The sequence below is a fragment of the Adlercreutzia sp. CNCM I-6215 genome, from assembly GCF_977072315.1.
Window position 1 is genome coordinate 12,295 of record NZ_CDRVMA010000006.1, and the last position, 19,700, is coordinate 31,994.

At 67.1% G+C, this 19,700-nt stretch carries 16 protein-coding genes; all 16 read right to left on the bottom strand.

Features of this window, described 5'->3' with window-relative positions:
* Complete coding sequence (locus tag ACW4LP_RS05865; RefSeq protein WP_455803564.1) at positions 1-1,524, bottom strand: DUF2130 domain-containing protein; 1,524 nt, start codon at positions 1,522-1,524, stop codon at positions 1-3.
* Between the two features lie 63 nt (positions 1,525-1,587).
* Positions 1,588-2,037 (bottom strand): hypothetical protein, encoded by a 450-nt coding sequence (locus tag ACW4LP_RS05870; RefSeq protein ID WP_455803565.1) that lies wholly within the window; start codon positions 2,035-2,037, stop codon positions 1,588-1,590.
* Positions 2,030-3,397 (bottom strand): Y-family DNA polymerase, encoded by a 1,368-nt coding sequence (locus ACW4LP_RS05875; protein ID WP_455803566.1) that lies wholly within the window; start codon positions 3,395-3,397, stop codon positions 2,030-2,032. The genes ACW4LP_RS05870 and ACW4LP_RS05875 overlap by 8 nt, the downstream gene beginning before the upstream one ends.
* Before the next feature lie 93 nt (positions 3,398-3,490).
* The gene (locus ACW4LP_RS05880) at positions 3,491-4,183 is read right to left on the bottom strand and encodes a DNA alkylation repair protein (RefSeq protein WP_455803567.1); all 693 of its coding nucleotides are present in this window, start codon (positions 4,181-4,183) and stop codon (positions 3,491-3,493) included.
* Between the two features lie 145 nt (positions 4,184-4,328).
* Positions 4,329-5,660 carry an NADP-specific glutamate dehydrogenase gene (gdhA, locus tag ACW4LP_RS05885; protein WP_022739763.1) on the bottom strand — a complete coding sequence of 444 codons (1,332 nt, stop codon included), beginning with the start codon at positions 5,658-5,660 and terminating at the stop codon, positions 4,329-4,331.
* Between the two features lie 154 nt (positions 5,661-5,814).
* Positions 5,815-6,546 (bottom strand): hypothetical protein, encoded by a 732-nt coding sequence (locus ACW4LP_RS05890; protein ID WP_022739762.1) that lies wholly within the window; start codon positions 6,544-6,546, stop codon positions 5,815-5,817.
* A gap of 223 nt (positions 6,547-6,769) precedes the next feature.
* Positions 6,770-9,685, bottom strand: coding sequence for an excinuclease ABC subunit UvrA (gene uvrA, locus ACW4LP_RS05895; RefSeq protein WP_114539765.1), 2,916 nt, complete (start codon positions 9,683-9,685; stop codon positions 6,770-6,772).
* Positions 9,686-9,851: 166 nt separating this feature from the next.
* Positions 9,852-11,171, bottom strand: a complete 1,320-nt coding sequence (locus ACW4LP_RS05900) for an MFS transporter (RefSeq protein ID WP_455803568.1) — start codon at positions 11,169-11,171, stop codon at positions 9,852-9,854.
* A 620-nt stretch (positions 11,172-11,791) separates the two neighbouring features.
* Entirely contained in the window at positions 11,792-12,760 is a 969-nt protein-coding gene (locus ACW4LP_RS05905) for a tyrosine recombinase (protein WP_455803569.1), read from the bottom strand.
* Positions 12,757-14,121, bottom strand: coding sequence for a methylenetetrahydrofolate--tRNA-(uracil(54)-C(5))-methyltransferase (FADH(2)-oxidizing) TrmFO (gene trmFO, locus ACW4LP_RS05910; protein ID WP_455803570.1), 1,365 nt, complete (start codon positions 14,119-14,121; stop codon positions 12,757-12,759). Before trmFO ends, ACW4LP_RS05905 begins: the two co-directional genes overlap by 4 nt.
* An 88-nt stretch (positions 14,122-14,209) precedes the next feature.
* On the bottom strand, positions 14,210-15,157 hold the full coding sequence (gene dprA / locus ACW4LP_RS05915) for a DNA-processing protein DprA (protein WP_302683511.1): 948 nt from the start codon (positions 15,155-15,157) through the stop codon (positions 14,210-14,212).
* Positions 15,158-15,160: 3 nt separating this feature from the next.
* A complete protein-coding gene (locus ACW4LP_RS05920) occupies positions 15,161-16,633 on the bottom strand; it encodes a YifB family Mg chelatase-like AAA ATPase (protein ID WP_455803571.1) in 1,473 nt (490 codons plus the stop codon).
* Between the two features lie 27 nt (positions 16,634-16,660).
* Positions 16,661-17,161 (bottom strand): YraN family protein, encoded by a 501-nt coding sequence (locus ACW4LP_RS05925; protein ID WP_022739754.1) that lies wholly within the window; start codon positions 17,159-17,161, stop codon positions 16,661-16,663.
* Between the two features lie 159 nt (positions 17,162-17,320).
* Entirely contained in the window at positions 17,321-18,109 is a 789-nt protein-coding gene (locus ACW4LP_RS05930) for a ribonuclease HII (RefSeq protein ID WP_455803614.1), read from the bottom strand.
* Between the two features lie 79 nt (positions 18,110-18,188).
* The gene (gene rplS / locus ACW4LP_RS05935; RefSeq protein ID WP_022739752.1) at positions 18,189-18,536 is read right to left on the bottom strand and encodes a 50S ribosomal protein L19; all 348 of its coding nucleotides are present in this window, start codon (positions 18,534-18,536) and stop codon (positions 18,189-18,191) included.
* 165 nt (positions 18,537-18,701) lie between these two features.
* Complete coding sequence (locus ACW4LP_RS05940) at positions 18,702-19,637, bottom strand: SPFH domain-containing protein (RefSeq protein ID WP_223900724.1); 936 nt, start codon at positions 19,635-19,637, stop codon at positions 18,702-18,704.
* Positions 19,638-19,700 lie beyond the last annotated feature (63 nt).

Sequence of the window (19,700 nt, forward strand, 5' to 3'; positions counted from 1 at the left end):
TCAATCGATCTCACCTTCAGACACGCCCTCCGATTGCTCCTCCTTGGCGGCGCGGGCCTCGTCGAGCAGGGCCTTCATGGTGGGGTTCTTGCGGGTAAGTTTCTTTACGGTGAGATCCTCGGCCTTGTCGTTAGCCAAACGCAGGTTACGTTCGCTTCCCAGCAGGTGCTCCTTGATCTTCTGCAAATGGTCGATGGACTTGTCTATCTCGTCGATGGCCTTCGCGAAGCGCTCGCTGGCGAGCCGGTAGTTGCGGCCGAACTTGTCCTTGAAGTCGGCCAGCTGGTCCTCGAAGTTCGTCACGTCGATGTTCTGCTGGCGCACGAGCGCCAGCTCGCGGCGGGCCTCCATGGAGGAGAGCGCCGCGTTGCGCAGAAGCGTGATGAGGGGGATGAAGAACTGCGGCCGGATGACGTACATCTTCTCGAAGCGATAGGACACGTCGGTGATGCCGGCGGCGTACAGCTCGTTGTCCGGCTCGAGCAGCGACACGAGCACGGCGTACTCGCAGCCCTTCTTGCGGCGATCGGCGTCCAGCTTCTTGAAGTGCGACTCGTTGGTCTTTCGATGGGTGGAGTCGTCGGCCTCGTTCTTCATCTCAAACATGATGGAGACGATCTCGCTGCCCTCCTCGTCGAAGTCGCGGAAGACGAAGTCGCCCTTGGTGCCCTCCACCACCTCGTTGTCCTTCTCGAAGTAGGCGCGCGGGAAGGCCGTAGGGCGCAGGCGGTTGAACTCGATCTCGCAGTGCTGTTCCAGCGACTCGCCGAGCATCTTCGTGGAAAGGCGCGCCCTCATGTCCTGGATGCGCTCGATCTCCCGCTCGCGGTCGGCGATGAGCTCGTCCTTCGCCCGAAGCTTCTCGGCCAGCTGGGCCTGGGCTTCGGCCCGAGCCCGGGCCAGCTCGGCCTCGGCGCGGGTCTTCTGCGCCTCCAGCTCGTCGCGCGCCCGCTCCACTTTGCCGCGCAAATCGTCCCGCTCGCGCTCGACGGCCACCTGGGCGTCCTTGGCTGCGGCCTCGGCCCTCTGCACCGCGATCTGCGTGCTCATGGAAGCCTGCGCGCGCTCACTCTCCAGCTTCTGGGCCAGCTCGTCCCGCTCGCGCTCCACCGCGCGCAGCCGTTCGGTCTCGGCGGCCACCGCATCGCTCACGGCCAGCTTGCGCGCAACCTCAGCCTCTCCGTCCTTGGAGGACAGCTGCGCTCGCAAGCTCTCCACCTGCTTCTCCAGTTCCGATTTCTCGTTCTGGGCAGCCAGTTGAAAATCCTTGGCCTGGGCCTTGAAGCGCTCGGCCTGCGCGGCAATCTGGCCGTCGCGCTCGGCGATCTGGGCGCGCAGAGCCTCCTCGGCCTTGGTGACCGCCAGCGCCACCTCCTGCTCGCGGCTTTTCTCGGCCAGAGACACGCGGGCATCCACCTCGCGCTGGAACTCCTGGTCGCGCACTTGGTTCAAAATGGCGGCGTACCCGCTCTCGTCCACGGTGAACGCCTCGCCGCAATGGGGGCACTTGATCTCGTTGCTCATGAAACGGTTCCTTCCTGTTGCTCGAGGAAATCATACACCGTCGCCGACGCGGCGGCTCGAGGCTCAGCTGGCCGGGTACAGCAATTCCAGAGACTGGATGGCCGAAAAGGGGATGCGCCGACGCACGATCCACAGATCGCGGAAGGTGACATCGATCTGGCTCACGACCCCTTCGGCCTCGCGGTAGCCGCCGCCCTCGTAGTAGCGGCAGCGCACCACGTCCCCGCGGTCGAGGTTCGCGATGAGATCATCCAGTGCCCGGGCCTCGTCGTCGGAAAGCGGCCGGCGCGATTCGGGAACCGCCTCCTTTGCGTGGACGAGATCGTAGTAGCCGCGCAGCGCCGCGAAGGGCATGAACTGGCGGGCGCGATCGGGATGCGGCCGTCCGATGCCCGGAGGCACCGGCGGATCCAAGGGCGCCTCGGCCCCGGCAGCGGTCTGCGCACCGCACGGGCCCGCGTCGCCGACCTCCTCCCACCTAAGTCCCGCGAGCACATCCACTTCCCTAGCCATGGTGCCCTCCCACCATGGTGTTCCGCTCGCGACCAAGCGCGTGTTCCTTCAGGCTCGTGCCCTTGATGAGGGCGTTCTTCCCGAACTTCCCCTTCACGGCGAGCACGGCCTCGGCGCGACGCCGCTCGCGATCGGCGGCCGCAGCATCGGTGAACAGGTCCACCGTGGCCAGATCGGCGTCCACCAGGTTGCCAAAACCGATGCTGATCTTGCGCATGGTGCGGGCCGGATCCACCGTCTCCCGGAAGAGCGCCTCCAAGTATCCGTAGAGCTTCGCGAAGGAGTTCGTGCGCTCAGGAATCTTACGGGAGCCGCCCCCATGCGGACGCGTGCCGCCGACACGCCGGGTACCATGGCCGCCGTCGAAGAGCTCCCCCGCCTTCTCGGGGCCCTTTGCGGCGTCCCCCCCGGCACCTTCCGCCGCCTCGTCCCCATCCCCGCCCCTCCCGTAGCTCACGTGCAGCGAGATATGATCGGTCACCAGGTGCTTCTCTACCAGATCGAGCACAGAGTCGTCCACCATCTCGCGCAGCACCATGAGGGTGTCGTCGAAGTTGTAGCCGCAGGGCAGGATCTGCCCGTTCATCGTGGAGGAGCTCTCCGGCTCGTAGGCCTTGACCTCGGCGATGGTGCAGGGCTCCACGCCCCAGGCATGATCGATGAGATACTCGGCGTTCACCCCGAACTCGCCGTAGAGCACGTCCGGATCCATCTCGGTCACGCCCTTCAAATCGAACACCCGGTACTTCGCGAGCCGCCGAGCAATGCCCGGCCCGATGTTCCAAATGTCGGTGATGGGCCGATGCCGCCAGATGCTCTCGCGAAAGGAGCGCGCATCGAGCTCGCCCACCCCGTCCGGCGCGTGCTTGGCCGAGATGTCGAGCGCCACCTTCGCGAGGAACAAGTTGGGGCCGATGCCCACGGTGGCCGGGATGCCCGTCTCCGCGCGCACCGCCGAGCGCAGGGTGTCGGCGAACTCGCGGGCCGTCAGGTCGTACAGCTCCAGATAGGGCGTGGCGTCGATGAAGCACTCGTCGATGGAATAAGGATGGATGTCCTCCTGGGACACATAGCGCAGGTAGGTGCCGTAGATCTCCGCCGACACCTCCATGTAGCTCGTCATGCGCGGCTGGGCCGTGATGTAGTCGATCCCCTCGGGAATTTCGTAGAGCCGGCAGCGGTTTTTCACCCCCGCCGCCTTCATGGCCGGGCTCACCGCCAAGCAAATAGTCATCTCCGAGCGCGTCGGATCGGCCACCACCAGCCGCGTCGTCATGGGATCCAAGCCCCGGCGCACGCACTCCACCGAGGCGTAGAAGCTCTTCAGATCGATACAGACATATGTGCGCTCACGTTCCATGCCGCCCAGTATAACATGGAACGTTCGTTCGCGTCATACTGAATCGCAGTAATTGCCCAACCAGAACGAAGATGCTTCCGCCGCACGTCCCGCTCACGATCGTCGCTTCATGGCGCGCAGGCGGTCCTTCTGCTCGGGGGAGATGCGGCGGCTCTCAACGGCCTTCTGGATGGCCTTGTTGTGGGTCCACTCGTCGAGGGCGCCGGAGGCGATGACCGCCTCGGCAGCGGCCGGCTGCTTCGCCAGCGCCTCGGCGAAGTACCAGGCGCGCATCATGTTCACGTAGTACTCCGGGCGCGAGACGCCGATGACCCACGCGAAGAACTCCGGCCGGAACCGCTCGTCGAGGAACAGCTCCATGAGCACGCCGATGGCGAAGCGCACCGTGTACTCGTGGTCGCTTTCCAGCCACGCTCGCGCCTTCGCCAGCGCGGCATCCGGGTTCGCGGCGAGCCCGCGACAGGACAGCTGGTCGCAGGTGGCCCAGTTGTCGACGAAGGGGAGGAAGCGCTCGATCTCGCCGACGAGCTTATCGAAGTCGCGCTCCTGGGCGATGACGAACGAGTGCAGCTGATTCTCCTCGAAGATGCCGTGGGGCAGCGCCGCCAGAAACTCCCCCGCATCTTCCCGCCGCGCGAGCCCTTTCGCGAACTTCCGCAGCTCGGGCGTGCGCACGCCCACGATGGTGGCCGCGTCGATGTTCGGGATGAGCTTCGCCTGGAACGCCCGGTACCCCTCATCCGCATGGGAGGCAAGAAACGCCGCTATGTCTTCGTGAATCGCCACGGTCCCCTTCCCCATCGCATGAACACCGTCATTCTAGCACGTAAAAAGAACCCCCAGTTCATCACGGGGGGTTCTTTTCATGCGACTCACAGGCTGTTCGCAGCGTCGGCAGATCCGTTCGACCCGTCAGGGCGAACGGAATCGATTACACGATGCCCTGGGCCATCATGGCGTTGGCGACCTTCTCGAAGCCGGCGATGTTGGCGCCCATGACGTAGTTGCCCTCATGGCCGTAGCGCTTGGCGGCGTCGTCGATGGCGTGGAAGATGCTCACCATGATGCCCTTGAGCTTCGCGTCCACTTCCTCGAAGGTCCAGGAGAGGCGCTCGGAGTTCTGGGACATCTCCAAACCGGAGGTGGCCACGCCGCCGGCGTTGGCCGCCTTGCCCGGGAAGAACACGATGCCGTGCTCCTGCACGTACTCGGTGGCCTCGAGGGTGGTGGGCATGTTGGCGCCCTCGGCGAGGATCTTGCAGCCGTTCTTCACGAGGTTCTCGACGTCCTCCATGTGCACCTCGTTCTGGGTGGCGCAGGGCAGCGCAATGTCGCAGGGGGTAACCCACACGCCGCGGCCCTCGTGGTACTCGACGCCCTCGCGGCGGGCGGCGTACTCGGTGAGGCGGCCGCGCTCCACTTCCTTGACCTGCTTGAGCAGCGCGACATCGATGCCCGCCGGATCGTACACCCAACCGGTGGAGTCGGACACGGTGACCACCTTGGCGCCGAGCTGCTGGGCCTTCTGCGTGGCGTAGATGGCCACGTTGCCGGAGCCGGAGATGCAGACCGTCTTGCCGTCGAAGGAGTCGCCGTTGCACTTCAGGTACTCCTCCACGAGGTACACCAGGCCGTAGCCGGTGGCCTCGGTGCGGGCGAGCGAGCCGCCGAAGGAAAGGCCCTTGCCGGTGAGCACGCCCTCGAAGACGTTCTTGATCTTCTTGTACTGGCCGAACATGTAGCCGATCTCGCGGGCGCCCGTGCCGATGTCGCCGGCCGGCACGTCGGTATCGGCGCCGATGTGGCGGAACAGCTCGGTCATGAAGGCCTGGCAGAAGCGCATGACCTCCATGTCGGACTTGCCCTTCGGGTCGAAGTCGCAGCCGCCCTTGCCGCCGCCCATGGGCAGCGTGGTGAGGCTGTTCTTGAAGATCTGCTCGAAGCCGAGGAACTTGATGATGCCGAGGTTCACCGACGGGTGCAGGCGCAGGCCGCCCTTGTAGGGGCCGATGGCGCTGTTGAACTGCACGCGGAAACCGCGGTTCACCTGAACCTTGCCGTTATCGTCGACCCACGGCACGCGGAACATGATGACGCGCTCGGGCTCGACGATGCGCTCGAGCAGCGCGGCCTGCTCGTACTCGGGATGGGCCTCGATGACCGGCTCGAGGGACTGAAGCACCTCGGTGACGGCCTGGATGAACTCGGGTTGCTCGGCGTTCTTCGCCTTCACCTGCTCGATGACGTTGTCGACGTAGCTCAAAGGAACCTCCTTTATGCGGAAAGGGCTCGCGGCGGTGCCACGATGCACCTCCGCCTTCGCGCCGCATTATAGAACGGGGAATTTCCAAACGATGACTAATTAACTGAGCCGAAACAAAGCCCGCGAATTTGCGCGCACGGGAGCGGCGAACGGGCTAGAGCGAGGCGTACACCTTCGAGGAGGGGACGTTCAGGGACGTGAGCAGCACGACGCCCACCTGCCCGCGCTCCGGGGCGTAGACGATGTGCGCGTTTCCCTCGCCCTCGCCGCGGCCGGGCTCGGCCTGGTCGTCGTCGGTGACGATGACCACGTTGAAGTCGTCGGTGCTCGCAAGGCAGCTCAGACGCGGCACGAGGCAGACGAAGGACTCGGCGCCGGCGGACGCGAGCTCGTCGTGCAGCTTTTCCAGCTGACGAGCCGAGGCGTAGTAGTCCACAGCCACGACGCCGATCTTGCGGTCGCCGGCCATGAGGATGCGCGGCTTCTCGTAGCGGGCGAGATCGTCCAGGTTCAGCGTGAGAACGCCGGCACCCTTCTCCTCGTAGAACGAGCGCACATCCGAGGCGTAGACGGGCCGCTCGCGCATGGACAGCGGCAACCGCGCCAGCTCGGCGGCCACCATCTCGCCCAGCGTCTCGGGACGCTCGTCGGCGTCCCCGTCCACCGAGGGGAGCTTCGTGGGGCGCAGCGCATCCAGGACGTCATAGGTGCCGTCGAAGACGATGGCCGTATATCCGGACATCTGCCCGAAGGCGTCGTCCACGGCGGTGGCGGCCATGTTGAAGGAGCGGCCCGTCTCGAAGTAGCGCAGAAGCACGCTGCCGCCGAGCACGACGAGCAGCGCGAACACGAGCAGGGCGACTTTTTCGCGGGTACGCTTCTTCATGGGGAAAATTATACCGAAGCCCCGCCGCGAAGGCGCGACGGGGCACGAGGTTCCATATTCCCTCACCGGGGGGCGACCTTGGTCGCCGGTTGATCTCCGTAGGGGGCGACCCTAATCGCCGGAGGATTTCCGTAGGGGGCGACCTTGGTCGCCCCTCCCGAGCGAGGTTATTCCACTCGAAAGGGCAGACCAAGGTCTGCCCCTACGGGATAGGGCCGGACGCTTAACGGGAGGCCAGTTGGCGGTCGGCCTCCAGCATGCGCTTGACAAAGTGCCCGGTGTAGGAGCCCTCCACCTCGGCCACCTCCTCAGGCGTGCCCTGGGCGACGATGGTGCCGCCGCGGTCGCCGCCCTCGGGGCCCAAGTCCACGATATGGTCGGCGCATTTGATGACGTCGAGGTTGTGCTCGATGACGAGCACGGTGTTACCGGCGTCCACGAGGCGCTGCAGCACCTCCAGAAGCTGGCGCACGTCCTCGAAATGCAGGCCGGTGGTAGGCTCGTCCAAGATGTAGAAGGTCTTGCCGGACTGGCGCTTCTGCAGCTCGCTGGCGAGCTTCACGCGCTGGGCCTCGCCGCCGGAGAGCGTGGTCGCCGGCTGGCCCAGGCGGATGTAGCCGAGGCCCACGTCGAAGAGCGTCTGCAGCTTGCGCTTGATGCCCGGGATGTTCTCGAAGAAGTGCAGGGCGTCCTCGACGGTCATGTCGAGCACCTCGGAGATGTTCTTGCCGCGGTAGGTCACCTGCAGCGTCTCGCGGTTGTAGCGCTCGCCGTTGCAGACCTCGCAGGGCACGTAGACGTCGGGGAGGAAGTGCATCTCGATCTTGATCTGGCCGTCGCCCTTGCAGGCCTCGCAGCGGCCGCCGCTCACGTTGAAGGAGAAGCGCCCCGGCGCGTAGCCGCGGGCCTTGGCCTCGGCCGTGCTGGCGAACAGCGCGCGGATGTCGTCCCACAGTCCGATGTAGGTGGCCGGGTTCGAGCGCGGGGTGCGCCCGATGGGGCTCTGGTCGATGTTGATGACCTTGTCGAGCTTCTCCAGGCCCGTGATCTTGCGGTAGGGCCCGGTGCGACGGTGGGCATGGTTCAACCGATTGGCGAGCGCCGGCGCCAGCGTGTCGGTGATAAGGGAGCTTTTTCCCGACCCGGAGACGCCCGTGACCACGGTGAGCGTGCCGATGGGCACCTCCAACGTGACGTTTTGCAGGTTGTTCTCCTTGGCGCCAGTCATCTTCAGCGTGCCGCGGCCCGGCTTGCGGCGAGCCTCCGGCACCGCGATGCGGCGGCGCCCCGACAGATAGTCGGCCGTGACGGAGCCCTCCGTGGCCATGACCTCCGCCGGCGTCCCCGCCGCGATGACGTGGCCTCCGTGCTCGCCGGCGCCCGGGCCCATGTCCACCACGAAGTCGGCCGCCCGGATGGTGTCCTCGTCGTGCTCCACGACCACCACGGTGTTGCCCAAGTCTCGCAGGCGCTCCAACGTGGCGATGAGCCGCTCGTTGTCGCGCTGGTGAAGCCCGATGGAGGGCTCGTCCAGAATGTAGAGCACGCCCATGAGCCCGGCGCCGATCTGGGTGGCGAGCCGGATGCGCTGAGCCTCGCCGCCGGAGAGCGTGGCCGTGGCCCGCTCCAGCGTGAGGTAGTCCAGGCCCACGTCCACGAGGAAGCGCAGCCGCTCGCGGATCTCCTTCACGATGGGCAGGGCGATGACCGCCGCCTGGCCCGTGAAGTGCAGCCCCTCGAAGAACGCCAGCGACTCGGCCGCCGACATCTCCGTGACGTCGTGGATGGACTTGTCGTTCACCGTGACCGCGAGGACCTCCGGCTTCAGGCGCTTGCCGCCGCAGGTCTCGCAGGGCACCGTGGCGAAATAGGCCGACAGCTTCTCGCGCTGGGCGTCGGACTGGGCCTCGGTATAGCGGCGCTTCACCGCGGCGAGCACGCCCTCCCACTCGATGTACCAGTAGGTGTCGCGGCCGTCCACGGTGCGGTAGTCAACGCGCACCTTCTCGTTGCCGAGGCCATGCAAGAGCGCCTTCTGGGCCTTCTTCGGCATGTCCTCCCACGGTGTGTCGGCGTCGGTGCCTACATGCTGGGCCACGGCGCGCAGCACCTGGGGGTAGTAGTTGCCGCTCTTGAACGGCGCGATGACGCCCTCGTTCAGCGTGAGGGACGGGTCGGGTACTACGAGCGAGGGGTCCACCTCATCGCGGCTGCCGATGCCGAGGCAGTCGGGGCAGGCGCCGTAGGGGGCATTGAAGGAGAAGTCGCGGGGCTGCAGCTCGTCCATGGAGTGGCCGTGCTCGGGGCACGCGAGGGCCAGCGAGAACAAATGCTCTCCCTCCCCGAGGCCGCCCGTGGCGCCCGAGGAGGTGCCACCGGCCTCGCCGAGCGGTTTCCCGTCCGGCCCGAGCACCTGCACGAGCACGCGGCCCTGCGCCAGCTTGCAGGCCAGCTCCACGGCCTCGGCGATGCGGCTTTGGGCGGATTCCTTCAGCGTGACGCGGTCGACCACCACGTCGATGAAGTGCTTGATCTTCTTGTTCAGCGTGACGGGCTCACCGGAAAGCTTCACGATCTCGCCGTCGATGCGCACGCGGGAGAAGCCCTCCTTCTGCAGATCGGCGAAGAGCTTCGTGAACTCGCCCTTGCGGCCGGCCACCACCGGGGCCATGAGGATGGCCTTCGTCGACTCGCCCTGGGCGTCGTCGCCGAGGCGCAGGATATCGTCGGTCACCTGGTCGGTGGTCTGCTTCTTGATCTCGCGGCCGCACTCGGGGCAGTGGGGCACGCCCACCCGCGCGAACAGAAGGCGCAGGTAGTCGTAGATCTCGGTGGTGGTGCCCACGGTGGAGCGGGGGTTTTTCGACGTAGTCTTCTGATCAATGGACACCGCCGGCGACAGGCCGTCGATGGAGTCCACATCGGGCTTGGACATCTGGCCCAGGAACATGCGGGCATAGCTGGAGAGGCTCTCCACATAGCGGCGCTGCCCCTCGGCGTACATGGTGTCGAAGGCGAGGCTGGACTTGCCGGAGCCGGAAAGGCCCGTGATGACGACCAGCTCGTCGCGGGGAATAGTCAGGTCGACGTCCTTCAAGTTGTGCTCGCGGGCGCCTTTGATGACGATCTCGTTGGCCATTGGCTGGATTTCCTTCGCAGACGTGAAGCAACGGGCGCCGCGCGGGCCGCCCGTTGCCGAATTCTCTTGTTTCGCCTGCGTATTCTAGCGATTCGCGCGGCCGCTGGCTAGCAATTTAGGGAACTTTTGTTCGGGTTCACGGATTTTGCATAGATGAGCGCTCAGGTTATATGAGCGCGGGGGCAGCGACGGAGGCATCCTCGGGAGCGGCCTCCCCCGTCGCGGGCTCGGGCGCCGAGGACTCCCCCATGCCCTTCATCTTCCGGAAACGGGACAGCGTGAGGCGGCCGTCCTTCTTCTTCTCGCTGGGCGCCCGCAGGCAGACCGCCACGAACAGGCTGGCAGCGACGAGCACGGCGGCCATGGCGGCGAACACGAAGGCGAAGGAGGTCGCCTCCAGAAGGATGCCGCAGATCACGCCGGTGATCGCCGAGCCGGCGTAGGCCACGAGGTTCACCGAGGCGAGGATGGCCGAGACGCGCAGCACGCTCACGCGCAGAAGCAGAAGGCGCAGCGACACGGACACCGCCACGCCCATGGCGAAGCTGAACAGGGCGCAGTCGGCCATGAACAGAAGCTCGGCGCCCATGAGGACGAACAGCGCCATCAGCGCCGTGGTGGCCGTCACGGCCGCCATGGAGACGACGAGGGTGCGCTTGGGCTCGAAGCGCTGCACGAGGGGGCCGCCGAGAAGCGACGGCGCCATGATGAGGGCCAGAATGACCGACCCGGCCAGAGGCGAGGTCTCGCCGAAGCACTGCTGGGCGATGGGCGCCGAGAACGACTGGTAGAAGCAGGAGACGAGCCAGGTGGCCAGGTAGCACACGGCCACCACGGCGAACAGACGCCGGTTGTCGGTGGGGATGTAGACGCGCACCCTCAGCACGGCGCGCAGCGAGAGCGTCTGGTCGAGGGGCTCGTGCACCACGGGCATGAGGAACAGGCACACGGCCAGGATGACGATCATGATACCGTAGAGCACGGCGATGCTCGGCACGATGTCGTAGAGGACGCCCACGGCCACCGAGCCGATCATGATGCCGACCATGGCGCCGCAGCTGGCAACGGTGGATCCCCAGCCGAGGTGCTTCTCCCCCACGCAGTCGATGACGAGAGCGGACACGGCGCTCATGCCGAAGCCGGCCGAGAGGCCCTGGACGAAGCGGGCGGCGAGCACGGCCGCGCCGCTGTCGGCCATCATGAACATGATGCAGCCGACGATGGCGAGCATGAGGGTGAGGCTGGTCACGGGAGTACGCCCGAAGGCGTCGGAGATGCGTCCGGCGAGCAAGAGCGTCAAGGCCACGCCGGTGAGGTAGGTGAACATCGTATTGGAGATATCCGCCGTAGTGAGCCCGATGGTGGCCTGGTAGTCGGCATAGAGGGGAATCGGGATCGCCGTGGCGGCGAAAATGGCCAGAAACGCGATGGTGGCGAGCGCGAACCCGCGCAGGGACTGCCCGTCGGTGAGCTCCTCTTTGTGCATCCTTTCCTCCGTATGAACGAGATGTGCCAGCCTGCCTCTTGGGAACGGATATCCCGAAAGGGTGGGTGAAGTATGAACCTCGCTTCAGGGGAATTCAAGGGATTGCGCTGAGTTTTCCACTCAGCGATGAAACGGCCCCGCAAGCCGCGCGAGGGTTCGGAGTCCCGTGCCGCCCGCCGCCGCCTTAAAGCCGCCGACGGCGGCCGCCGCGAGCAGCTGGTCATGCCCCCCCCCCCCGCAACCGACAGCGAGCGCAAAAGGAGCCCTCTCCCCCGAGGGCTCCTGAGTGGGTTTCCGCTGTGGCGTATCCGGAACCTACATGACAGCGTGGCTGGCGGACTGCATGAGGTAGGGAATGTAGGCGAGCACGACGAGCGCCGCCCAAAACAGCATCTTCGCCTTCTTGCGACTCATGGCTCCTCCCTTCCGCGCAATCCGTCCGATCGACGGTCCATCTGGATCGTCACGGTGATTCTTGCACAAAATACAGGAGGGGAAGACCCGGAAAAGCCACTGGTCACGATGGCGCAACCGCCCCGATGACCCCGCGCAACGCCTCTGTTCGCCATTTGTAAATTACGCGCATATCGGCCGCAGTGCGCCCAACCGTAGGGGGCGACTTACGCGCGCGGATGGGCGAGGCCGTGGATCTCCTTCAGGCGCTCGGGGGTCACATGGGTGTAGATCTGCGTGGTGGTGAGGCTCGCGTGCCCCAGCATGTCCTGGACGCTGCGCAGATCGGCGCCGCCCTCCAGAAGGTCGGTGGCGAAGGAGTGGCGCAGGGCATGGGGCGAGAGCGACTCGTCCAACCCCACAGCGGCCAGAGCGCGCTTGAACATCTTGCGGATGCCGTCGGGCTTCATCTGGTTGCCCCGGTTGCTGACGAAGAAGTAGTCGCTCTGCCTGTCGCCGAGCAGCTCCGGCCGCGCCTTCTCGAGATAGCGGGTCATGGCCTCGGCGCCCCGGCGGCTCAGGGGCACGATACGCTCCTTGGCGCGCTTGCCGAACACCTTCACCTCGCGCTCGGGGAAGTTCACCCAGGAAAGGAGGAGCCCGGAGGCCTCGGAGACGCGGGCGCCGCAGGAGAACAGGAATTCCAGGAGCGCCGCGTCGCGCATCTGCGCCGCCGTCTGCTCGCGGGGCGCGCCGTCGGCGTCGGTCGGGCCGTAGACGGCCAGCAGGCGCTCCACGTCGCCGTCGGACACGACCTTCGGGAGCCGGCGGTCGACCTTGGGGGCCGACAGCACGCTGGCGGGATCGGCCGGGGCGAGACCGGTCACGCACGCCCAGCGGAAGAACGTGCGCAGAGACGACAGGTGCCGCTTGATGGTGGTGCGGGCGTAGCGCGCCTGGTCGAGCTCGGCGAGGTAGCGCCTCAGCTGGCGGTAGGTGGGAGCGAGCGGATCGACGCCCGCCCGCTGCGCCCAGCGCAGGTAGGCCTCCATGTCCTCGCGATAGGCGCGCACCGTATGGGCCGAGGCGCCCATCTCGGAGGCGAGGTGATCGCCGAACCGCGCCACCGCCTCTTCGCCGGGCAGCGGCGCCCCGTCGGCGGCGTTTCCGCCGCCAGCGCCTTTGCGCCCCGTCACGGCAGCAGCCCCGCCTCGGCCAGGGCCTCCTTGTAGCCCGCAAGCGCCTCATTGGCGCGGTCGGCGTAGGCCTGGTAGCGGGCGCGCTTGTTGCGCACCGGGGGCGAGAGCGGAGCCATGAGCCCGAAGTTCACGTGCATGGGCTGGTAGTCCTTCGTCGCCGGATCCGTGGCGTAGGCCAGAAGCGCCCCGAACACCGTCTCCGTCGGCAGCTCCGGCAGCGCGATCCCCGCAAGGTCGGCGGTCACGGCCAGCGCGACGTGCAGCCCGCTGCGGATGGCCTCGCAGTAGCCCTCGGTGCCGGCAAGCTGCCCCGCCACGTAGACGGGGACGCCGAGGACGTCCGCTTGCGGCGTGACGAGCCGGTTACGACGGTCGAGCAGCCGCGGCGCGTCGATGAAGGTGTTGCGGTGCATGACGCCGTAGCGCGCGAACTCCGCCTCTTCCAGGCCGGGGATCATGCGAAACACGCGGCGCTGCTCGGGGAAGGTGAGGTTGGTCTGGAACCCGACGAGGTTGTAGCTGGCGCCGTGGGCGTCCTCGGCGCGCAGCTGCAAAGCCGCCCAAGGGCGGCGCCCCGTGCGCGGATCGGTGAGCCCCACCGGCTTCAGGGTGCCGAAGCGCGGGGCGTCGCGGCCGGCCCGGGCTATCTCCTCGATGGGCTGGCAGGCCTGGAACAGCTCGCGGGTCTCGAAGTCCTTCGCGATGACGCGCTCGGCCGCGAGAAGCTGCTCGATGAAGGCGTCGTATTCTTCCCGGGTGAACGGGGCGTTCAGGTAGTCCCCGCCGGCACCGGCGTCCTCGTAGCGGCTTTGGCGGAACACCTTCCCGAAGTCGATGGAATCCGCCATCACCACCGGCGCCGCAGCGTCGTAGAAGGCCAGGGCGTCTCGCCCCGTCAGGGCCATAAGCGACGACGAGAGCGCATCGGAGGTGAGCGGGCCGCTCGCCAAGACGATCGCGTCCGAGCCGGCGGCAAGGGAGAGGATGTCCGTCGCCTCGCGGCGCTCCACCGCAATGAGAGGATGCTCCTCCACCTGGCGCGTCACGTCCCGGGAGAACAGCACCCGATCCACCGCCAACGCGCCGCCCGCGGCCACCGCATGGCGCCTCGCCGCCGCGATCAGCGGCGATCCCAGAGTCGCGAGCTCCGCCTTCAAGAGCCCCGCCGCGCTGTCGGGCTTGGTGCTCTTGAGCGAGTTGGAGCAGACGAGCTCGGCCGCGTCCCCCGTATGGTGCACGGCGGTCGGATGCGCGGGGCGCATCTCGACAAGGCGCACGGAGATTCCGCGCGAGGCGAGGCTCAGGGCCGCCTCGCTGCCCGCCAGTCCTGCGCCTACTATGGTTACCGTATTGCTCATGGGGCAAAAGGATACCAAACAACGGTGCCGCAAGGCCCGTCAATTCCGCTTGGGCGCCCCAGCTTCTCCCTATTGACACAGCCATGGCCTACACCGCCGTCCGCAGGGCCGGATGCGGGCCGTAGCGCCCGTCGGGGTACTGGGCGATGAGCCCGTCGCGCTGGGCCTCGGCGAGCCAAATCATGAGCCAGGTGAACGTGTCGCCAGCCGGAGCATGGTCCTCGGCCAGCTGGCGCAGGGCCTCCATGCCCAAGGGCTCGGCCTGGAGCGCCGAGAGCAGGGCTTCTTCCCCGCGATAGGGCTGGCTCGCCTTGCCGCGATCGTCCGCAGCCTCGGCCCGCTGCTCCTTCAGACAACCGAAGGTTGAGAAGAGCGCGTCGGCGAAGGCATCGTCGTCGACGATAGGAAGCGCCCCCTGGTACAGCAGGCGGTTCGCCCCCTTCGACGCCGCAGAGGTGATGGCCCCGGGCACCACCCATACCTCCCGGCCCGCGAGCAGCGCCTCGTCGGCCGTGGAGAACGTGCCCGAGGGCAGCCCCGCCTCCACGATGAGCGTGGCCCGGGAGAGCCCCGCAATGAGCCGGTTGCGGGCGCGGAAGGTGTGGGGCTGGGGCGGGAAATCCCACTCGTGCTCGGAGACCACCGCGCCGCCGGCCGCCACGATGCGCTGGAAGAGCCCCGCGTTCTCCGCCGGGTACAGCTGGTTGCAGCCGCCACCGAGGAAGGCCACCGTGGGCGCGCCCGCGGCCAGGGCCGCCTCGTGGGCCACGGCGTCGCAGCCCCGCGCGCCCCCGGAGATGATGACGATACCGCGCTCGGCGGCAGCCGCGGCAAAGCGCTTGGCGCAGCCGCGCCCGTAGGGCGTCGCGCGGCGCGCACCCACGACGGCCAGCCCCTCTCCCAACGCGCCGGGACAACCCACGCCGTACAGGCGCGCCGGCGGGTGGGGTATGCTCTTCAGCGCCTTCGGGAACAGCGGATCCTCCAAGGCAAGCTCGAAGCGCTCCCCTTCCAATCTCATTACCTTCACCGGCATCGATCACTTTCCTCCTATTCCATCGCGCACGCGGAAGTTCACGGCCTCCGCGATGTGCGCGCTCTCGATTTCCTGGGATTCCGCCAGGTCGGCGATGGTGCGGGCCACCGCGAGCGTGCGCGTGATGGCCCTGCCGCTCATGGCGCGCAGCTCCGCCTGGGCGATCATGAAGCGGCGCGGCCCGTCGGCCAAGGCCTCTATGGAGCCATCAGACCCCTTCTCGGCCATCTGCGATGCGCGCCACGAGGCGAAGTCCCGGGCCGCCATCACCCCCTCCCGCAGCTGCGCGGAGCTCGTCCCCCGCCTCCGCTCCAAAATCTCCGCCGGACGGATGCGGCGGACGTCCAGATGCAGGTCGATGCGGTCGATGAGCGGACCGCCGATGCGGTTCTGGTAGCCCCGGATCTGGGGCACCGTGCAGGTGCACTCCCGCTCCTCGTCGCCGAAGTACCCGCAGGGACACGGGTTGCTGGCCGCCACGAGCATGAACCGCGCCGGGAAGGTCACGTTGCCGTCGGCCCGGGTGAGCATCACCGATCCGCTCTCCATGGGCTGGCGTATACCCTGCAAAACCGAGCTTTTGAACTCCGCCAGCTCGTCCAAGAAGAGCACTCCGTGGTGGGCCAGGGACACCTCGCCCGGCCGCAGGGGGCTGCCGCCTCCCACGAGCCCGGCCAACGTGGCGCTGTGATGCGGATGGCGGAAGGGGCGCTGGCCCGCGATGATGGCATCGATGGGCTCGGCGGCCACGGAATGGACCACGGCCGCCTCCAGCATCTCGTCGGGACAGAGCGGCGGCATGATGGTGGGCACTCGGGAGGCGAGCATGGTCTTGCCCGACCCGGGCGGTCCCATCATGAGCAGCCCGTGACCGCCGGCCGCGGCGATCTGGAAGGCCCGCTTGGCCGTCTCGTGGCCTGCGACCTCCGCGAAGTCGAGCGCCTCGACGGCCGCCGGGGCCGCCCGCCCCCTGTGGGCCGGCAGCACCGCTGCCGCGCCTCCCTCACGGGCCGCCTGAACCAGCGACGTCATAGCGAGCAGCCGCACGTCGTCTAAGGGCACCGGATCGCTGTCGGCGGCGCAGACGAAGTCCAGCCCGAGGCGCCGGGCGCAGATGGCGCAGGCGAGCGTGCCCGCCACCGGCCGCACCCGCCCATCCAGCGAGAGCTCGCCCACGTAGAGCGCGTCCCGCGCCCAAGCCGGATCGATCTGCCCCGTGGCCGCCAGAATGCCCAAGGCTATGGGAAGGTCGAATCCCGAACCCGTCTTGCGCAGATGGCTCGGCGCCAGGTTCACGACGATCTTCTCCCCCGGCATGGAGAACCCCGCTGCCCGCAGCGCGGCGCGCACCCGCTCCCGCGCCTCCTGGATGGCCGCATCCGGCATGCCCACGATGGCCATGCCCGGCAGGCCGCCGGAAACGACCACCTCGACCCGCACCGGCACCACTTCCACGCCGCGAACCGTCGCCCCCATGACGGCGCATTGACCCCGCGCCACGGCTCAACCCACCGAATAGGCGCCCAGATGGTGCCGGATGAAGGCGCGGTCGTCGGAGAGCACGATAATGGCCACCACATCGAAGCGCACCACGGCCTCGCCGAAGAAATGGTCTTGGATGTAGGCGAGGGCGATGCGCTCGTACTTCTCGCGCTTGGCCCGGGTGACTGCCTCGCTGGGCAGCCCCTTGTCGGCGTTGCGGCGCGTCTTCACCTCGACGAACACGAGCGCTTCGTCGTTGACGGCGATGATATCGGCCTCCCCGGCGAAACAGGTCCAGTTGCGCTCGAGGATGGTGTAGCCGTTGCGCTGGAGGAACCGCGCGGCCGCCTCCTCGCCCCGCGCCCCCAGCGCCTGGTTGCGGCGTCCCTGGGCGTTCGGGTCGGCAGGCCGCCGCTTCCTCGATCCCTCTCTCGCCTTGCGTTTGGGTGCCGACGCGGACTTGGCCTTCTTCTCCTTAATTGCGGGACGCTCCAACACGCCCGCCTCACTGCTCGCAGCCATAAGGTGCGCTCCTTTCCTCTCGATGGAGCACACCTTAGTCGAGCACGACCGTAAAAATGACGCGGGAATGTCCCGTTTCGTTCCTCGCGCCGACCGCACTGGCGTCGCACTGGCGTCGCAACAGCGTCGCACTAGCGTCGCATCGACGTCGCAAAATCCCTAGAACAGGCTCTCCTGGGCGGCGAAGGAGCAGAAGCTGCGCCGGTGGATGGGGCAAAACCCCCGCTCACGGATGGCCGCCATATGGCCCTCGGAGCCGTATCCCTTGTTCGATTCGAAGCCGTAGCCGGGGTACTGCTCGGCATAGGCCTCCATCACATGATCGCGCGCCACCTTGGCCACGAGCGACGCGGCGGCGATGGAGGCGCACTTCCCGTCCCCCTTCACGACGTTCACCTCCCGCGGATCAAGATGCAGCGGGTTGCCGTCCAGAAGCACGACATCAACCGCGACGCCTTGGGCCTCCACCTCGGCGATGGCGGCGGCAAAGGCCCGGCGCAGGGCCGCCGTCATGCCCACCCGGTCGATGTCGGCCGGCTCCACGTACTGCACCGTCCACGCCCGGGCGCGCCGGCGCACTTCGCCTGCGATGGCCTCGCGGTCCTCCGGCCTCACCTGCTTGGAGTCGTTGAGCCCGGCGATGGGGTCGTCCGCATCCAGCACCACGCCCCCCACGGCCAAAGGCCCCGCCAAGGGCCCGCGTCCCACCTCATCGAGCCCGATGACCACCGACCCTCCCCGCTCGGCGGCGAGCTTTTGCTCGAAGGCGTACATCCCCGCGAGCCGCGCCTCCTCGGCGGCCTCGGCCTCAAGTCGGCGCCGCGCCACCTCCACGGCGGCCCGTACGCCCTTGCGCGTGTCGGCCACAAGCGACCGCTCCAGCACGGCGAAGGCGGCCGCATCGGCCTCCTGCAGCTTCCGTCGGATCTCGGGGACGGTCAGATCAATCACCTCGGGCTCCTTCCCACCGGCGAGGAATACGAAAAAGGGCCCCCGAAGGAGCCCTCGCAAACACAAAAGATAAGGCCTAGCGGAACGCCTTCTCCTTGATCTTGGCGGCCTTGCCCACCTTGTTGCGCAGGTAGTACAGCTTGGCACGGCGCACATCGCCCTTGCGGGTGACCTCGATCTTCTCGATCTTCGGGGAATGCACGGGGAAGGTGCGCTCCACGCCGATGGAGAAGCTGATCTTGCGCACGGTGAAGGTCTCGCGGACCGACTCGCCCTGACGGCGGATGACGTCGCCCTGGAACACCTGGATACGCTCGCGGTTGCCCTCGGTGATGCGATAGTGAACCTTCACGTTGTCGCCCACGTGGAACTCGGGGAGGTCCTGCTTGATCTGCTGCTGCTCAATAGCGCGAATGATATCCATTGCCTTTTCCTACTCTATACTTCTAAATGGTCTTGCATCATTTCTCGTTTGGACGCGATTTGACAGTATATCGCCCCTATACCCTCGGCGCAAGGGAAATTATCGCGCCTTTCTGGGAAAGTCCACGAACGGCACACGGAAGCTCGAAGCGGCGCGACAAAGGAGCTACTTCTCCTCTTCCTCCACGATGACGAACTCGTCGGCGCCTTCCGTCTCCTGGGCCACGAGCATCTGCTCGAACATGGAGGCCGTGGCCGAAAAATCGCTCGGCAGCACCACCGTGGACTGACGGCCGTTGCGGGCGAACTCGCTCATCATGTCGGTCCACTGGGTGAAGATGAACAGCTGGTTTGCCTCGGCCGCCGACACGCCGGAGCTCTTGATGACCGCGAGCGACTCCGAGATGCCGTCGGCGATGGCCTTGCGCTGGGCCGCGATGCCGCGACCGGCCTGCTCCATGGCCTCGGCACGGGCGCGGGCCTCGGTGACCACCTTGATGCGCTCGGCCTCGGCCAGCGACTGGGCGGCCTCCTTCTCGCGCTGGGCGGAGTTGATGCGGTTCATGGACTGCTCCACGTCGGCGGGCAAATCGATGGAGGTGATGAGCGTGCTCACCACGTCGTAGCCGTAGGCCACCATGAGGCCGGAAACGGTCTGGTTCACGTCCGACGCGATGGCGTCCTTTTTGTCGAAGACCTCGTCAAGCGTGTACTGCGGCACGCTGGAGCGCAGGGCGTCGATGAGGTAGGAGCGCATCTGAGCCGTGGGGTTGGCCAGCATGTAGTAGCTGCGCCACACGCCCGAGGGCTGCCCGTTGGCCGCCGGCTGGGCGCTCACGCGGTACTGGGCGGCGATGGCCATGGTCACCGTCACGTTGTCGCGGGTCTTCGCATCGATCCCGAACTGCTCCTGGCGCGTGCGCATGTCCACCTTGGCGGCAATGGTCTCGAAGAACGGGATCTTAATGTTCAGGCCCGCGCCCACGGTGCGGTTGAACTTGCCCAGCCGCTCGATGATGTAGACGTTCTGCTGCGGAACGATGAACAGCGCCTGGGGCAGAAGCAGCACCAAAAGAACGATGATGATAGCAAGTCCGATCATGGGATTCCTTTCGTCGAAGGGGCCAGGCGATGGATTGGCAACGCCTCGCCTGATTCGCCTCCC

What these genes read in the sequence shown, in the direction of transcription:
- ACW4LP_RS05865 (WP_455803564.1), bottom strand. Translation starts at nt 1,524, where the DNA reads ATGAGCAACGAGATCAAGTGCCCCCATTGCGGCGAGGCGTTCACCGTG.
- ACW4LP_RS05870 (WP_455803565.1), bottom strand. Translation starts at nt 2,037, where the DNA reads ATGGCTAGGGAAGTGGATGTGCTCGCGGGACTTAGGTGGGAGGAGGTC.
- ACW4LP_RS05875 (WP_455803566.1), bottom strand. Translation starts at nt 3,397, where the DNA reads ATGGAACGTGAGCGCACATATGTCTGTATCGATCTGAAGAGCTTCTAC.
- ACW4LP_RS05890 (WP_022739762.1), bottom strand. Translation starts at nt 6,546, where the DNA reads ATGAAGAAGCGTACCCGCGAAAAAGTCGCCCTGCTCGTGTTCGCGCTG.
- uvrA (WP_114539765.1), bottom strand. Translation starts at nt 9,685, where the DNA reads ATGGCCAACGAGATCGTCATCAAAGGCGCCCGCGAGCACAACTTGAAG.
- ACW4LP_RS05900 (WP_455803568.1), bottom strand. Translation starts at nt 11,171, where the DNA reads ATGCACAAAGAGGAGCTCACCGACGGGCAGTCCCTGCGCGGGTTCGCG.
- trmFO (WP_455803570.1), bottom strand. Translation starts at nt 14,121, where the DNA reads ATGAGCAATACGGTAACCATAGTAGGCGCAGGACTGGCGGGCAGCGAG.
- dprA (WP_302683511.1), bottom strand. Translation starts at nt 15,157, where the DNA reads ATGCCGGTGAAGGTAATGAGATTGGAAGGGGAGCGCTTCGAGCTTGCC.
- ACW4LP_RS05920 (WP_455803571.1), bottom strand. Translation starts at nt 16,633, where the DNA reads ATGGGGGCGACGGTTCGCGGCGTGGAAGTGGTGCCGGTGCGGGTCGAG.
- ACW4LP_RS05925 (WP_022739754.1), bottom strand. Translation starts at nt 17,161, where the DNA reads ATGGCTGCGAGCAGTGAGGCGGGCGTGTTGGAGCGTCCCGCAATTAAG.
- rplS (WP_022739752.1), bottom strand. Translation starts at nt 18,536, where the DNA reads ATGGATATCATTCGCGCTATTGAGCAGCAGCAGATCAAGCAGGACCTC.
- ACW4LP_RS05940 (WP_223900724.1), bottom strand. Translation starts at nt 19,637, where the DNA reads ATGATCGGACTTGCTATCATCATCGTTCTTTTGGTGCTGCTTCTGCCC.